This is a genomic window from Pseudomonas sp. gcc21, from assembly GCF_012844345.1.
Lineage (GTDB): Bacteria > Pseudomonadota > Gammaproteobacteria > Pseudomonadales > Pseudomonadaceae > Halopseudomonas.
In genome coordinates, this window is record NZ_CP051625.1 from 17,589 (window position 1) to 32,322 (window position 14,734).

The window sequence follows — 14,734 nt, forward strand, 5'->3', positions numbered from 1 at the left end:
GCCCAGGGCATCCCTCACTCGCCTTTGAGCCGGCACCAGGCAAGAATACGGGTACTGCACTCACCCTTGCTGATCGCCAGTTTTACCGCATCCACGTCGACCCTGTTGAGATAGCCTATTGCATCTGTCATGCGCTGGGGTGGTCCGAACCCGCCCTCCACCATCTCCGCCATGGCTTGCTCCCGACTCCAGCCGTCATACACGATGCGATACATGGCGCTTATCAGCCCGGTTCGGTTCTGGCCATGCTTGCAATGCACCAGCACGCCTCCCCGCTTTTCCCCTTCGCGAATGGCGCCCAGCACAGCAATGACCTGGGCATCCGTAACCCTATCCCCGCGCAAGGGCATATGCACGCTGCGAATATCATTTACCGCCAGCCAGGGGTCATCGCTCTGCTGATGCAGGTTGATCACTGTGCGAATGCCATTCTCCTGCAGCGCGACGATATCGCCCCCGCTGGGCAACGCACTTCGGTAAAGCGTTGGACTCAGCGCGTGGAAAAGAAAAGTTGGGGCCAGCGGCTGGGCCCAGGCAGCAGGTCGCGCCTGCTGGTCCGTGATGGTCGGCCGAGGTATCTCCACGTGACTGCTGCGCAACACGTCCGGACGCCATAGAGCGACTATAGCCAGAATAACCAGAGGCAAAGCCAGCCAGGACGCCAGGTGTATAAGGCGCCGCCGGGTCATGATATGCATGGGGTGCCTACGCCGGTAGTCGCAGCCGATGCAGCTCCGGGTGAGCGGTACAGGAGCAGTCGGTAACAGATTACGCAGATGCACCAGTCAAACAGCAGCGTCCAAAGGTTATGCGACAAGAAATGCGCCCCCTGCATGGTGCGCCCGACCGAGAATATCACCCCGAGGGTCAGCGCCAGAATCAGCGCCCCACGCGCGGTGCGCGGATGCCGATCACGGAGCATGAAAAACAGCGCCAGCAGAGAAAACCCTGAGGAAGCGTGGCCACCCGGCCAGCAACGGCCAGCCCTATCGCTCGGAGGCCGTTCGCTCAGCATTGGTGTATGCACCTGATCACCACCGTATTGCTGAAGGCTCCAGGGGCAGTGCACATTGGTCAGCGCCTTGAGGGGCGTCACCAGACTGGTGCATAGCGCCATGGCTAACACCAGATAGCCAAGCGACCGCCGGTAGACCCGCAGCCGCGTCGGTAAAAGGCTAAGCAGAAACCCCGCTATGGCCAACACACCGATCACAATGACCGCCTGCTTGGCGCGGTCATGCAGAATATCCTCCAGAAAGAAACTGTGACGGCCAATGAAGCCCTCTCCTGGCTGATAGAACAGGTTGGAGATGGCCACATCCAGCGGGCCCGGATCAACCAGCAGCATCAGAGCCATAAAGCTGAGCGGTAGCGCCAGCCAAAGTTGGAAATTGAATGGTCTGGAAACCAGTATTAGCGCCTTCATCTCTGGCTGATCCGTGCTTTGGGTCCTATCAGGGCATGCCAGGCCAGCAAGTCGTGCCCGAAGGCATAGCTGGATCCCTCGTAATAGGCAATGCTCCGCGCGATCAATGGATCGCTCTGGTCGGCCGTACTTTCAAGACTGTCACCCAGGGCATCGTCGTGCAGACGCATCAATTGACGCGGGCTGAGAATCGCCAGATTCTCGCCATCAAATAGTCCCAGATGCTGATAATTGCCAATCAGGGCACGCCCCGGCGCGGCATCCTCGCGCAGCACATTGCGGCCAAAGAAGGTCGATGTGTAATCCATGTTCAACAAACCGAGCAGCGTGGGAGCCAGGTCAATCTGACTGGTCAGAGTGGTCACCTCAGCTGGCTTTACCAACTGCGGCGCATAGATGAATAACGGAATGTGATAGCTGCTGACAGGCAGATCTTCCTTGCCGGCACTGCCCGCCGTATGGTCCGCAATAAACACAAATACCGTGTTATCGAACCAGGGCTTCTGCCGCGCTGCGCGCAGGAACTCGCCGATAGCATAATCGGTGTACTTCACAGCTCCCTCGCGCCCGCTGCCTGATGCAATATCGATGCGGCCTTCCGGGTAACTGTAGGGTCGGTGATTGGAGGTCGTCATCAACTGCAACATGAACGGGCTGCCCTTGGCAAAGTCGGCATCAGCTACTTTAAGGGCCTGGGTATACAGGTCTTCATCACTCATACCCCAGGCATTGGTAAAGGTCACTTCACTGTCCGGCACACTGGCCTGATCGACAGTGCGGTAACCATTACCCTGAAAGAAGGCGTTCATGTTGTCGAAGTAGCCACGCCCGCCATACATGAAGACGCTGTCATAGCCCTTCGCGGTAAATTGCTGCCCGAGGCTGGCGAAACCGCTTTCACGGCCAACGCGCTTGACGATCGAGCGGCCGGGGGTTGGCGGAATCGACAGAGTAATGGCCTCCAGCCCACGATCGGTGCGGGTCCCGGTGGCATACAGGTTACTGAAATACAGACTCTGCTGGCGCAGCGCGTCCAACTCTGGAGTTAGCCCACGGGTATCGCCTTCGCTACCGAGGTATTTAGCGCTCAGGCTTTCGATGGTCACAAGAATCACGTTCATGGGCACCGGTTGGCCAGGGTTGTCGATAAGGCGGCGAATGCTCAGGGGATTGCTGTCCACAAACACCGCATTAGACTCACGCACTTCATCGCGTATGCGTTCGGCGACCTGCTTCAGTGGCAACACAGGGTAGAACTGTTCGTAATCCAGCTCATTGTTACGAAAGGCTGCAAAAAACTGATAGGGCCCATTGGCTGATAATTCGTGCTGGTAGGCGTTACCACCGCTGTTACGCGGAAAATCCTGTCCCACCATGCTGAAGCTCAGCGCTACCAACAACGCCCAGCTGCCCAGGACCATAGCTCGCTGGCGCCACGACAGCAGGGGCGCCAATGCAACGCGGCGCATCGCACCACGCAGCCCCAGGGTGATAGCAACAGCAATCAACGCCAACACCCCCAGCAGTGGGTAAACCGGGTAGGATTCGAGAATGTTGTTGAGCACTTCATCCGAGTACACCAGATAATCGACCGCGATGAAGTTGAAACGCACGCTGAACTCATCCCAGAACAGCCATTCGGATATCGCCGTGAACAGCATGATGAAAATGCTCAGGGTAAGTAAAAGCTGCAGCAGTCGCTGATTCCAGCGGCTTTGCCACACCCGCCTCGGACACAGCAACAGGTAAAGGGTCATTGGAGCCAGCGCATACAGCAGAAAGACCAGATCATAGACGCCACCCTGGCCGTAAAGTGCCAGGGTGCTTACCAGGCCTAACTGCGCCTCATCGAGGTGAGTCGATAGCAAGAGGGTGCGAGTCAGGATGAAAATTGCCAGCCAGACCAGAGAAATAATGGCGAGATAACGTGCTTGGGCAAACTTGAACAGGTGCATTGTATGATCCGCATTGATGAGACTGGCGCAAGTGTGGGCATACTGCTGTCAGCAGCTCGTTAAGGCGGTGTGAAAAAAGTGTTAGCTAACAGGTTCCAATTGATGAGGCCGATGGATGCGTATTCTGGTAATCGAAGACAATCGTGACATTCTGGCCAACGTGCTGGATTATCTGCAGGGCAAGGGCTACACGGTGGACTGCGCCCAGGATGGTTTGTCAGGTCTGCATCTGGCGGTGAGCGAGCATTACGATCTGATCGTGCTGGATATCATGCTGCCAGGCATTGACGGTTATCAGTTGTGTCAGCGCTTACGCGACGATGCCCAGCGCGACACGCCGATCATCATGCTGACTGCACGCGACCAGCTGGACGACCGCCTCAAAGGCCTGAAAAGCGGCGCAGATGATTACCTGGTCAAGCCCTTTGCCCTGTCCGAACTGGTAGCGCGCATGGAAGCCATACTGCGGCGCAGCCAGGGCGGCGCCAGACATCGACTACAGGTAGCCGATCTCAGCTACGACCTGGATACCTTGCAGGTAACCCGTCAGGGCAAAGCACTCAAACTCAACCCGGTAGGTCTGAAGCTACTGGAGGTATTGATGCGCAAAAGCCCGGCTGTGGTTCGTCGCCCGGTATTGGAGGAAGCCCTGTGGGGCGAGGAGCTACCCGACAGCGACAGCCTGCGCAGTCATGTGCACCAGCTACGGCAAGTGATCGACAAACCCTTTGCCCGGCCCCTGCTGCACAACCTGCATGGCATGGGCTACTGTCTTGCCGAGCGCAGCAATGAAAACTAAGCAACCACTGGTTCGACGCATCATTATCGCATTTACCTTGATGACACTCATCGTCAGTGGCGGCTTCTCCCTGGGTATTGTGGGGATTGTGCATTTTATTGAAGAACACCTGGTTACCCAGCACATGGCGGAGGAGCTGGACAGTATTCTCCAGAAGGATCTGGCCCAGGGCCTGCCTCCCAGATTGGATGCCAAGACCCGACTGTATGCGTCGCACATACCTGGCTATGAAATCCCAGCGAACTTTATAGGCCTGGAGGAAGGGTTCGTCGAGATCGTCGATGAAACCGGTGACTATTACCTGTTCATCCTTGATACACCCCAACAACGTTTCATACTGGTGCAGGAACAAGCTGAATTCGAGGCGCGCGAGAATGCACTCTTCAACGTCGTCTTTGCAGGTTTCATTCTCAGCGGTCTGGTGGCCTGGCTGCTCGGCTGGATGATGGCACGTACCGTCATAGCGCCTTTGGCACGCTTGGCTCAGCAGGTTCGACATCACGGTCAACTGCATACCTTGGCACCCAATCTTGCACCAGACTATCCGGATGATGAGGTAGGTCATGTTGCCACCGCCTTTGATGAAACGCTCGGACAACTCCGCAGCTCGCTGGAACGGGAACGCTTTTTCACCAGCGACGTCAGCCACGAGCTGCGCACTCCGCTGATGATTATCGCTTCTTCTGCAGAATTGCTTGAAACCGCTGAGCTGAACGAACGTGAGCACCGTCAGCTGGATCGTATTAAACGCGCCAGTGCAGAAATAAGCGAGCTGGTCGAAACCTTTCTGTTGCTGGCCCGAGCCAACACCAAACAGAACCCATTAAGCGGCAACGCCACGCTTGAGGAGGTCGCGCACGAGCAAGCCAAGCGCTGGGCACCGCGCTTTGCTGACCAGGGTCTGAATTTCCGCCTGATTGTAGAAGAGCCCAACGATATGCTCTTCCATGGAGGGTTTCTCAGCACCGTCATGTCCAACCTGATCCGCAATGCCCTGCATTACACCGCAAAAGGCGAGATACGCTTGCTGCTGTCGGCCAACGGCTTTCGGGTGGAAGATAGTGGCCAAGGGGTACCCAGCGCGCAGCAGGACGATATCTTCAAACCCTTCGTGCGCGGCTCAGAAGCACAAGGCGAAGGATTGGGCCTGGGTTTGTCACTGGTCAAACGGATCTGCGCGCACCAGGGCTGGGAAGTGCGGATGTATTCTTTGCCTACCGAAGGAAGCTGCTTTGAGGTAACACTGAGCTAGCCAGCTTTCACGAAATTTTGACACTCTTTTGACAAGCGCTTGACCGACCTTTGCATATTCTGGCCCGGATAAACCTATCCGAGAGCCCTTCGATGTCCAAAGCCAAAGCGATCAAGCTGGAGTTTTCCGAGGAGTACGATCAGCAGCATGCCTATCAGTATCTTCAGAAGCACCAGGCCGACCTGGCTCGTCGCCTTTCGAACTGGCGCGATATGCAGCTGGCGCGGCATGCACTTAAAGATGCCGGCGAGCCTAACCTCGTACTTGATCTGCCTTGTGGTGCGGGGCGATTCTGGCCGCTGCTGGCAGAAGCCCCCAATCGCGTAATACTGGCGGCCGACAACTCCGCCGTCATGCTGCAAACAGCGATAGCCGGCCAGCCGCCTGAAACAGTTGAAAGGGTCAAAACATTCCAGACTTCAGCCTTTGACATCGATCTGGGTGATAATTCGGTGGACAGCATTTTCTGCATGCGCCTGATCCATCACGTTGCCGACCCCGAACACCGTCTGGCAATGCTGCATGAGCTTTGCCGCGTCACCCGCGACACGCTAATCATTTCCCTTTGGGTCGATGGCAACTACAAGGCGTGGAAGCGCAAGCGGCTGGAGGCACGCCGCACCGCTCGGGGCAATCGTTCAGAGAACCAGAATCGCTTTCTGGTCAACCGCGACACCATCGAGAGCGAGTTTGAACAGGCCGGCTTCAGCATTCTAAACCACCATGATTTTCTGCCCGGTTACGCCATGTGGCGCGTCTATGTTCTGCGTAAGGTGCGCCCGTGAGTAGCGCATCCTGGCAGCCCAGCGGGCTGCACTCCAGCTTCAGTCAGTTTGGCTTTGAGCATTGGTGGAGCATGGACGGTGAATGGGTCGAGGAGCCGAACCATCGTCGCGGCGGTGAGAGTGGCGTCAAGCTGCTACCACCGCTACAGCCCGGGCAACGCCCGCTTTACTGCAAGCGCCAGATCGGCCACCTGTTTCGTTCCTGGTGCCATCCATTTGGCCTGCCTACTGTATTACGTGAACAGCAGGCACTGCTGATCACCGAAGAGCTGAGTGGCTTTGTCAGCCTGGTCCAATGGTATGCCGAGCACGCGCCCAAGCTGGACGAAACTAGTCGTAAAGCCGTGCTTCGCCGCCTCGCGCTGGTGCTGCAAAGACCGCATCGCAGCCGCAGACAACACGGCAGTTTGTATGGCAAACATATCTACATCAGTTTGACTGCAAATGTGCCGGAAGTGGCTCTTCTGGATCTGGAAAAAAGCCGTATCAGGCTCCTGCGTAGCAAGGCACAAAGCCATGACCTTTCCCAGCTGCGCCGCCGCCGTGGTGAGATGCCTGAGGCTGACTGGAACTATCTGCTGGAGTGTTATCACAACCCGCAACTGGAATGTCAGGTAGCTACACATGAAGCCTGATTCCGTATCCAGCAGCAACGCACTGGCGTTGAAAAGCCGTGGAGGTATCGGTCGGGTGTTCAAAGCCACAGGTTATTCAGTGGCCGGGCTGCGGGCGGCCTTCACTGGAGAAGCGGCGTTTCGCCAGTTGCTGGCGCTGAGCGCGGTACTGGTTCCGCTGGCCGTGGTATTGGACGTCAGCGCGATCGAGCGCGCGATACTGCTGCTGGTGGTATTTGCGGCGCTGATCGTCGAACTGCTCAACTCGGCTATAGAGGCTGTAGTTGACCGTATTTCATTGGAACTGCATCCCCTATCCAAGCAGGCCAAGGATATGGGCAGCGCTGCGCAGCTTGTCTCGCTACTGATGATTCTTACCGTCTGGCTGGTGATATTGATCTAGCCGACAGCGCCTGTTGCGACTCCACCTGAATGGAAATCCCCAAACTCATGCGTACTTCTCTTGGTACCGCTGAGCTGCCTCGGTCGACCGTCGGCCTGCGTAGCCAATTACTCTTTGTGCTTTCGACACTGTTTGCGCTCACCCTGTTACTAACATGCCTGCGTGTGGCATTGCTGGCCTTCAACTGGGTGCTGGTCGCAGACGCCTCCTGGAGGGATCTGGCCGAGGGCCTCTACAACGGCCTGCGCTTTGACATGCGCGTGGTAATGATTGCAGGGGCACCGTTGATCCTGACTTTCCTCAGCTCCAGGCTCATGCAACTACGGACATTGCAGTGTATCTGGCTAACACTGGCAGCCCTGTTGCTGAGTTTGTTGGGTGTGATAGAGCTGAACTTCTACCGAGAATTTCATCAGCGCCTGAACGCACTGGTGTTTCAATACCTGCAGGAAGATCCCACTACCGTGCTGCGCATGCTCTGGTACGGCTTTCCTGTAGTACGGCTGATGCTGGCCCTGGCGATTGTATCGCTACTGATGTACCGGCTTTTCCGCTGGCTTGACCGTCACACCCGCCAGCCAGCAGATGCCAACAGAATAAGAATGACCCAACGGGGTGCGATGACGGCCCAGCTGGGCGTGCTGGTTCTATTGCTGCTCAGCGCTACCGTATTGGCCCGAGGCACGCTGCGCCAGGGTCCGCCGCTGCGATGGGGTGATGCCTTTACTACCGACTCGATGTTCGCCAACCAGCTGGGACTGACGCCCTCCTTGACCCTCTATGGCGCAGCCAAAGCTCAGTACTCGGAGCACCGCGACAACGCCTGGGTCGACTTGATGCCTGCGGAGCAGGCGACTGGAATCACCCGACAGATGCTGCTCGGGGTCCACGACCAGTTGGTAGAACCTGAGCTGGCTCCGGTGCGCCGCGACTATCAACCGCCCGAGGACGCTACCCTGCCGATCCGCAACGTGGTCGTGATTCTGATGGAAAGCTTTGCGGGCTACTACACTGGCGCGCTCGGCTCCTCGCTGCAGATAACCCCCGAGTTCGACAAACTCAGCAAGCAGGGGTTGTTGTTCACCCGTCACTTCTCCAGTGGCACCCATACTCATCAGGGCATGTTCGCCACCATGGCGTGCTTTCCCAACCTACCCGCGTTCGAATATCTGATGCAGGAGCCGGAGGGCGGCAATCAGTTTTCAGGCTTGCCTCAGCTTCTTGGCGCACGGGGTTTCAACGATTTGTACGTCTACAATGGCGACTTCGCCTGGGACAACCAGCGCGGATTTTTCGGCAATCAGGGCATGACACGCTTCATCGGCCGTAATGACTATGTAGACCCGATTGTGTCTGACCCCACCTGGGGCGTTTCCGACCAGGACATGTTTGATAGAGCCGTCATAGAGCTGCGCCAGCTCGATCCCAACCGCCCCTTTTACGCATTGCTGCAGACCCTGTCGAACCACACGCCCTATGCTCTGCCCGATACTCTGCCCGTGGACGAGGTCACCGATCAGGGAAGCTATGCGAACGAGCACCTGAGTGCTATGCGCTATTCCGACTGGGCGTTGGGCCGCTTCTTCGAACAGATCAGGGATGAGCCGTACTACGACCAGACACTGTTCGTCATCGTCGGCGACCACGGTTTTGGTACCCCGCAGCAGCTGACTGAACTGGATCTGCTGCGCTTCCACGTACCTTTGCTGCTGATTGCTCCGGGCATGGTCGAGCGCTTTGGCGAAAAGAACAACGTTGTCGGCACCCAAGTAGATATCGTACCTACCATCATGGGCCGACTGGGTGGCGAGGTTCGACACCAATGCTGGGGCCGCGATCTACTTAGCCTTCCAGCAGACGATCAAGGTATGGGTGTGATCAAGCCATCCGGTGGCGGCCAGACCGTGGGCATCATCCGCGGAGATAACGTACTGATTCAACCGCGCGACGAAGAACCCAGGCTTTACCAGTATCAATTAGGCGCCGAGCCGAAGGCCATGCTGCAACCAGCGGTGCCAAAGCCAAAGCACTTGCAAGAGGAGCTTGAGGCCTATGTGCAAGCTGCAACACAGGCCCTGTTAGATGATAAAGCTGGGGTTGAGGTATCGAAAAACCGAAGCTCAACCGAGGCGACGGTGCCCTAGCGAATGACTTCTATCAGGATCTGCCGCAGACCGGTCATCCTCCATAACGTGCAGGAAAAGCCATGAACACCAATGTTCCTCGTGAACCCTGGAATAAAGGCAAGCTAGTCGGGCAGAAAGCACCGCTTCGGCTCAGAGATATTTGGTCCATTCGAGTAAGGCTTCAGATTTCGGAGAAAACCCGAGATCTAGCTCTTTTCAATCTGGCCATCGACAGCAAGTTGCGGGCTTGTGATTTGACGAAGCTCAGGGTCCGCGACATAGCCCATGGTATGCAAGTGACGCCCCGGGCCATTGTGATGCAGCAGAAAACTCATCGGCCAGTCCAGTTTGAAATCACTGACCAAACCCGGGCTGCGCTTGAGGCCTGGATACATCAAGCCCAGCTGCGAAATGAGGATTTCCTGTTTCCGAGCAGGCTGCACAGGTCAGATCATCTCTCCACTAGACAATATGCTCGGATCGTCAAGGCTTGGGTAACTTCTATTGATCTTGATCCCGCCATGTACGGCACCCACACGCTTCGACGCACCAAAGCGTCACTGATCTACCGTAGGACCAAGAACCTAAGGGCAGTGCAGCTTTTACTCGGCCACACCAAGCTGGAAAGCACGGTTCGCTATCTGGGAATCGAAGTGGAAGACGCTCTTGATATGGCAGAGCATACTGAAGTTTGATCAGCAATAGCGGCGGCTAAAGCCAGGCCGGTGCTATCCCGCCAGAAGCCGCCGGTGAGGAGCGGCTGCTTTTGGCCGGTTTCTGCCTGTTGCGTCTCTGCTGCCCACTGGCCAAGTCGGATGCACGCGGTGGTCAGTACCAATGCAATTGACTGGTCAAATGGGTGCAATTGCGCAGGTATGGACTTCAAGCCCCAATTTCCTGGAAAAGAGGTTCTTTCTATGGACATCCGACATCAGAGATTGAGTAGCGGAATGTCTGAGCTGAAGTCATGTCCATGGCTGTTCTTCTTTCCTTTATCTCGACGAGGCGTTCGCCGATCTCACCGGCGTGGCGGATGCTTTGCAGCTCGGGCGAAACCTGCGCGCCGAAGTGCTGAAACGCACGGGTATACCCACCGGCGTAGGCATTGCGACCACCAAGACGCTGGCCAAACTGGCCAACGCAGCAGCCAAGAAATGGCAGCGCCAGACCGGCGGTGTGGTGGATATCTGCGATCCGGAACGCCGCGATAAGTTACTAAAGGCCATGCCGGTGGAAGAGGTGTGGGGCATCGGTCGGCAGATGACCGCGCATCTGGCCGGTAGCCATATCACCACTGCCTGGGATCTGGCTCAGGCGGACGCCTGGACGCTGCGCAAACAGTACAGCGTGGTAGTGGAGAAAACGGCGCGGGAACTGCGCGGGACGCCTTGTCTGGAATTGGAGGAGGCCGCGCCACCCAGGCAGGAGATCTGCTGCAGCCGCATGTTCGGTACACGCCTGACGGCCATCGAACCTATCCGGGAGTCGGTGGCTACCTACGTCGCCCGCGCCTGTGAAAAGCTCCGTTCACAGGGCTCGCTGTGCAAACGTGTGCGGGTGAGCATCCGCACCGGCATGTTCAACCCTGATGAAGCCAAGTACGCCAAGGGCGTCGTGTGTGAATTGCCTTATCCGTCGGACGATACCCGGCTGATCACGGCCTATGCCGTGGCGGGGCTCGGGCAGATTTTTCGGGCTGGGTATGCCTACAGCAAAGCCGAGATCCTGTTGCTCGACCTGCGCCAGCGCGGTGAATTCACCGACGACCTGTTCGCCGAGGTCCAGCCCGAGGCAGCCGAGCGCGTCATGGGCGTGCTTGACCAGATCAATCAACGTTGGGGCCGGGGCACATTGCGCCCCGCGAGCGTACCCCGCGCGCCGGAGTGGGGGATGCGGCGCGAAATGAAAAGCCCGAGCTTCACCACGCGCTGGGAAGAGCTGTGGACAGTGCGCTGCCGTTGAGCGCCTGTCGCATTATCGACGTGTGGTGCTGGAGCCCGGCGGCGGGTAGGGAATGCTGCCCTTGAGTTCATTGACACGCTCGGGCTCGAAGCGCGGCAGCGGCAGTTCGCCGTTGTCCCTCCATTCGTTGACCTTTGCTTCGGCAGCGCGGGCCTTGTCTTCGGACATTCCGGTATCGCCAGCCAGATAAACCCTTTGTGACGGAAAGGCGAAGCCGGTTCCGCTCTCCTGAACGATGTCGGCGATACGCAGATACAGGTCTTCCTGGATCTCCAGAAAGTCGTCGTAATCCTTCGCCAGCACATAGGCGAATATTTCCAGATTGACCGAGGTGGCGCCGAACCCGATAAAGCGTATCCGCGCCGGATCCGGGTCGACCTGCGGATGCGCGTAGAGCAAGGAACGAATCTCGACCAGCAGATAGCGGATCTGGTCCGGAGTCGTCTCATATCGCAGGCCTAATGTAGGGTGAAACCAGAAACGGTCGCGGTGGGCGTAGTTTTCAATCACGCGTCCGGACAGGTCGCCGTTGGGAATCACCACCATGGTGCGATCCAGGGTGCGGATACGGGTCGAGCGCATACCAATCTGTTCAATCGTACCGACGGTATCGCCCACTTTGCAGAAGTCGCCGACCCGCACCGGTTGGTCAAGGATCAGGCTCAGACCGCCGACCAGGTTTTCGACTGTCTTCTGGGCGCCAAGCGCAATGGCGATACCGCCAATGCCGAGCGCCGCCAGGCCCGTAGTCACGTCAAAACCGAAGATATCCAGCACGCTGATCGTGCCCAACGCCAGCAGCAATACCTTGAGGCTGCGCCGAAAGAACATGATGGCGGACAATGCACCGAAGTTGGCCCTGCGCGTCATCCTTGAAAGCAGACCATCGGCGACCACGTCAACCAGTCGCCACGCCAGCAACAGGATGGCAAACCAGGCAACCAATACAGTCACCTGGCTGAAGTATTGCCGGACAATGATCGAGATCCCTGCATTCTGGGCCGCAGCCACAAACAGCATCACGGCAAGGTATATCCGGATCGGCTGGGCGAACGCCTGAACCAGGCCGGCGGGGTAGTTGGGGAAGCGTCGCTTGAGAATTTGCCGCGCCGTGCCGATTACTGCCGCGACGAACAAGCGGGCAACGACGTAGGTAAGCAATGCCAGCAGCACCATGGCCAGCCAGTGGCCGATCGGCACACCTTGCCATTTGCGTTGAACCAATACGCTCGGCAGCAACTGATCCACGGTGGTGCCCAGGTTTTCATCGAGACTTTCGGGCAAGTATTTCAGCGTCTCGGATGAGATTCGCCATAGCGGCTCCTCGGTCTCCTCGGTGCGTTCGAGATACAGCGGAACGACCTCGTCCTGTAGCGAGACCGAACCGATCCTTTCCATATGCGGGGCCAGCCCGTCATTTTGTTTGCCCTCGGGCTGGTCGCTTAGTGCGACGGATGGTTGCACATCGCTGCCCTGATCAAGTGCTATGCGCAAACGACGGGCAATCTCAGCGCCGCCCTGTCGAGCAACTCGCCGCGACAGCCCGGATAGATCGAGATACTCGGCTGCTTCGTCGTAGCTTTCCTCGGCCATCGCATGGATATAACCGGCGAAGGCGCCGCGGGGGGTGGTTCGTCCCAGTGGGTCCGCGGACGCTGTTGGCAGCGCCTCGGGTGCTTCGGCGGCCGGCTCCGGGGCGGTAGTCTGGGCTGCGACCGGTACGCCAGTCATCAAGGCAATACCGAAAAACAGCAGGGCCAGCAGGTACTGACGAGGTCTGTATACAGGCATGGTCGTCCTTCGAGTAAGGCATGGCAGGGACGAAACGGGCTTTCTAAACGGGTGGCTGCTGCGCCTCGCAACACGTTGGGCGAGGCCCGGGACGGCACGGCTTGACGCATATGCCGCTCGACTTGCCGCCGCCACTGGGTGCCAAGTATAGCTGCACTTCATCTCAAGCTATCGCTGTATGGCTTGCCGACGGGCGCGGCGTGGAGCCGATTGTCCCAATATTTCGCTAAGGCGTCTGCCGGTCCCGGCCGTATCACGGTCAACGAAACGTTCCTCCTGCACCGGCGCAGTGACTGAAATTGGACATGGGCCCAAAGAGTCCCGTTAGAACCATCCGAACGCGGCCAGGTATGCCCTGATATGGGGCGTGCGATGCGCTAAGTGCCCATAAACTAAGCAGAAAAATCTGAGGCTGGAGCGTTTTTCGGGGGCTGTAGAGGCTGGCATACGAATTGCTATCACCATGTATACATGATTGAACACATGAATACATTGAGCTAAGGAATTTGCCATGTCAGGTCTAGATCGCCGTAATTTCCTCAAACTTGCCGGGCTGATCGGCGTTACCGCTGCGATGCCGTTCAGCTTTGCGCGGGCTGCCGACAAGCCGCTGGTCGTCGGCTTCGTCTATGTCGGTGCCCGGGACGACTTCGGTTACAACCAGGCGCACGCCCAGGCTGCGCGCATCATCCGCAGCATGCCGAACGTCAAGGTCATTGAAGAGGAGAACGTACCGGAAACCTCGGCAGTGCAGCAGGCGATGGAAGCGATGATCCGCCAGGACGGCGCCGAGCTGATCTTTGCCACCTCCTTCGGCTATTTCGATCCCCATGTACTGCGCGTTGCCCAGCGTTATCCGAATGTGCGGTTCGCGCATTGCGGCGGCCTCTGGGACGCGAGCAAGCATTCCAAGAACGTGGGGAGCTTCTTCGGTTATATCGATGAGGGCCAATACCTCAATGGCGTCGTCGCCGGCCACATGAGCAAGACCAAGCGCATCGGATTCATCGCCGCCAAACCGGTCGCCCAGGTGCTGCGCAACGTGAACGCATTCACCCTTGGCGCGCGCTCGGTCGATCCGGAGATCACCACCACCGTGATCTTTACCGGTGACTGGTCGCTGCCGGTACGCGAAGCGGAAGCTGCCAACGGCCTGATCGACCAGGGTTGCGACGTGCTGACCTGCCACGTGGATGGCCCCAAGGTCATCGTCGAGACCGCCGAGCGCCGCGGCGTGATGAGCTGTGGGTACCACGCCAGCCAGGCTGCGCTGGCGCCCAAGGGTTATCTGACCGGTGCCGAGTGGAACTGGGAAACGCCCTACCGCGCCCATGTCGAGGCGGCTCAGCAGGGCCAGTCCCTGGACAACTTCCTGCGTGGCGGCCTGGCGCAAGGCTTCGTCAAGAGCTCCGCCTACGGTGACAGCGTCAGCGCCGCTGCCCGCGCCCAGGCTGACCAGATCCGGGCCGCGATGATCGCCGGCGAGTTCACTCTGTTCAAAGGTCCGCTGAAGGACAACAAGGGCAATGTGGTGCTGGCCGAAGGCGAGTCGCTGGGTCAGACCGATGTGGTGCTGGAGCAGATGAACTACCTCGTCGAAGGCGTACGCGGCGATATCTGA

12 protein-coding genes and 1 pseudogene are annotated in these 14,734 nt (G+C 58.0%); 9 read left to right on the forward strand and 4 right to left on the reverse strand.

Annotated features, from left to right (window positions below):
* Window positions 1–14: 14 nt before the first annotated feature.
* From HG264_RS00095 to HG264_RS00105, 3 genes are read right to left on the reverse strand one after another with little or no spacing between them, the layout of a single operon-like run.
* Window positions 15–698, reverse strand: a complete 684-nt coding sequence (locus HG264_RS00095) for a dual specificity protein phosphatase family protein (RefSeq protein ID WP_169405758.1) — start codon at window positions 696–698, stop codon at window positions 15–17.
* Window positions 686–1,426, reverse strand: coding sequence for a phosphatase PAP2 family protein (locus HG264_RS00100; RefSeq protein ID WP_256663725.1), 741 nt, complete (start codon window positions 1,424–1,426; stop codon window positions 686–688). The genes HG264_RS00095 and HG264_RS00100 overlap by 13 nt, the downstream gene beginning before the upstream one ends.
* Complete coding sequence (locus tag HG264_RS00105; protein ID WP_169405759.1) at window positions 1,423–3,381, reverse strand: LTA synthase family protein; 1,959 nt, start codon at window positions 3,379–3,381, stop codon at window positions 1,423–1,425. Before HG264_RS00105 ends, HG264_RS00100 begins: the two co-directional genes overlap by 4 nt.
* A 115-nt stretch (window positions 3,382–3,496) precedes the next feature.
* On the opposite strand from HG264_RS00105, the gene HG264_RS00110 reads away from it, so the two are divergent.
* From HG264_RS00110 to HG264_RS00145, 8 genes and pseudogenes are all read left to right on the forward strand, one after another.
* Entirely contained in the window at window positions 3,497–4,180 is a 684-nt protein-coding gene (locus tag HG264_RS00110) for a response regulator transcription factor (protein WP_036993156.1), read from the forward strand.
* Entirely contained in the window at window positions 4,170–5,432 is a 1,263-nt protein-coding gene (locus HG264_RS00115) for a HAMP domain-containing sensor histidine kinase (protein ID WP_169405760.1), read from the forward strand. The genes HG264_RS00110 and HG264_RS00115 overlap by 11 nt, the downstream gene beginning before the upstream one ends.
* Before the next feature lie 92 nt (window positions 5,433–5,524).
* Window positions 5,525–6,217, forward strand: coding sequence for a class I SAM-dependent methyltransferase (locus HG264_RS00120; RefSeq protein WP_169405761.1), 693 nt, complete (start codon window positions 5,525–5,527; stop codon window positions 6,215–6,217).
* Window positions 6,214–6,852 (forward strand): lipopolysaccharide kinase InaA family protein, encoded by a 639-nt coding sequence (locus HG264_RS00125; protein WP_256663726.1) that lies wholly within the window; start codon window positions 6,214–6,216, stop codon window positions 6,850–6,852. Before HG264_RS00120 ends, HG264_RS00125 begins: the two co-directional genes overlap by 4 nt.
* Window positions 6,842–7,234 carry a diacylglycerol kinase gene (locus tag HG264_RS00130; protein WP_074779346.1) on the forward strand — a complete coding sequence of 131 codons (393 nt, stop codon included), beginning with the start codon at window positions 6,842–6,844 and terminating at the stop codon, window positions 7,232–7,234. Before HG264_RS00125 ends, HG264_RS00130 begins: the two co-directional genes overlap by 11 nt.
* A 29-nt stretch (window positions 7,235–7,263) precedes the next feature.
* Complete coding sequence (locus HG264_RS00135; RefSeq protein ID WP_372240186.1) at window positions 7,264–9,378, forward strand: LTA synthase family protein; 2,115 nt, start codon at window positions 7,264–7,266, stop codon at window positions 9,376–9,378.
* Window positions 9,379–9,440: 62 nt separating this feature from the next.
* Complete coding sequence (locus HG264_RS00140; RefSeq protein WP_074779350.1) at window positions 9,441–10,055, forward strand: tyrosine-type recombinase/integrase; 615 nt, start codon at window positions 9,441–9,443, stop codon at window positions 10,053–10,055.
* 301 nt (window positions 10,056–10,356) lie between these two features.
* Window positions 10,357–11,322: pseudogene (locus HG264_RS00145) on the forward strand (DUF4113 domain-containing protein); the annotation flags it as partial.
* A 12-nt stretch (window positions 11,323–11,334) separates the two neighbouring features.
* On the opposite strand, the gene HG264_RS00150 reads toward HG264_RS00145, so the two are convergent.
* The gene (locus HG264_RS00150; RefSeq protein WP_169405764.1) at window positions 11,335–13,113 is read right to left on the reverse strand and encodes a mechanosensitive ion channel family protein; all 1,779 of its coding nucleotides are present in this window, start codon (window positions 13,111–13,113) and stop codon (window positions 11,335–11,337) included.
* Between the two features lie 511 nt (window positions 13,114–13,624).
* On the opposite strand from HG264_RS00150, the gene HG264_RS00155 reads away from it, so the two are divergent.
* The gene (locus HG264_RS00155; RefSeq protein ID WP_169405765.1) at window positions 13,625–14,734 is read left to right on the forward strand and encodes a BMP family ABC transporter substrate-binding protein; all 1,110 of its coding nucleotides are present in this window, start codon (window positions 13,625–13,627) and stop codon (window positions 14,732–14,734) included.

Bases quoted from the DNA above. Each gene is read 5' to 3' on its own strand.
- HG264_RS00095 (WP_169405758.1), bottom strand. From the start codon at position 698: ATGCATATCATGACCCGGCGGCGCCTTATACACCTGGCGTCCTGGCTG.
- HG264_RS00100 (WP_256663725.1), bottom strand. From the start codon at position 1,426: ATGAAGGCGCTAATACTGGTTTCCAGACCATTCAATTTCCAACTTTGG.
- HG264_RS00105 (WP_169405759.1), bottom strand. From the start codon at position 3,381: ATGCACCTGTTCAAGTTTGCCCAAGCACGTTATCTCGCCATTATTTCT.
- HG264_RS00110 (WP_036993156.1), top strand. From the start codon at position 3,497: ATGCGTATTCTGGTAATCGAAGACAATCGTGACATTCTGGCCAACGTG.
- HG264_RS00115 (WP_169405760.1), top strand. From the start codon at position 4,170: ATGAAAACTAAGCAACCACTGGTTCGACGCATCATTATCGCATTTACC.
- HG264_RS00120 (WP_169405761.1), top strand. From the start codon at position 5,525: ATGTCCAAAGCCAAAGCGATCAAGCTGGAGTTTTCCGAGGAGTACGAT.
- HG264_RS00130 (WP_074779346.1), top strand. From the start codon at position 6,842: ATGAAGCCTGATTCCGTATCCAGCAGCAACGCACTGGCGTTGAAAAGC.
- HG264_RS00135 (WP_372240186.1), top strand. From the start codon at position 7,264: ATGGAAATCCCCAAACTCATGCGTACTTCTCTTGGTACCGCTGAGCTG.
- HG264_RS00140 (WP_074779350.1), top strand. From the start codon at position 9,441: ATGAACACCAATGTTCCTCGTGAACCCTGGAATAAAGGCAAGCTAGTC.
- HG264_RS00150 (WP_169405764.1), bottom strand. From the start codon at position 13,113: ATGCCTGTATACAGACCTCGTCAGTACCTGCTGGCCCTGCTGTTTTTC.
- HG264_RS00155 (WP_169405765.1), top strand. From the start codon at position 13,625: ATGTCAGGTCTAGATCGCCGTAATTTCCTCAAACTTGCCGGGCTGATC.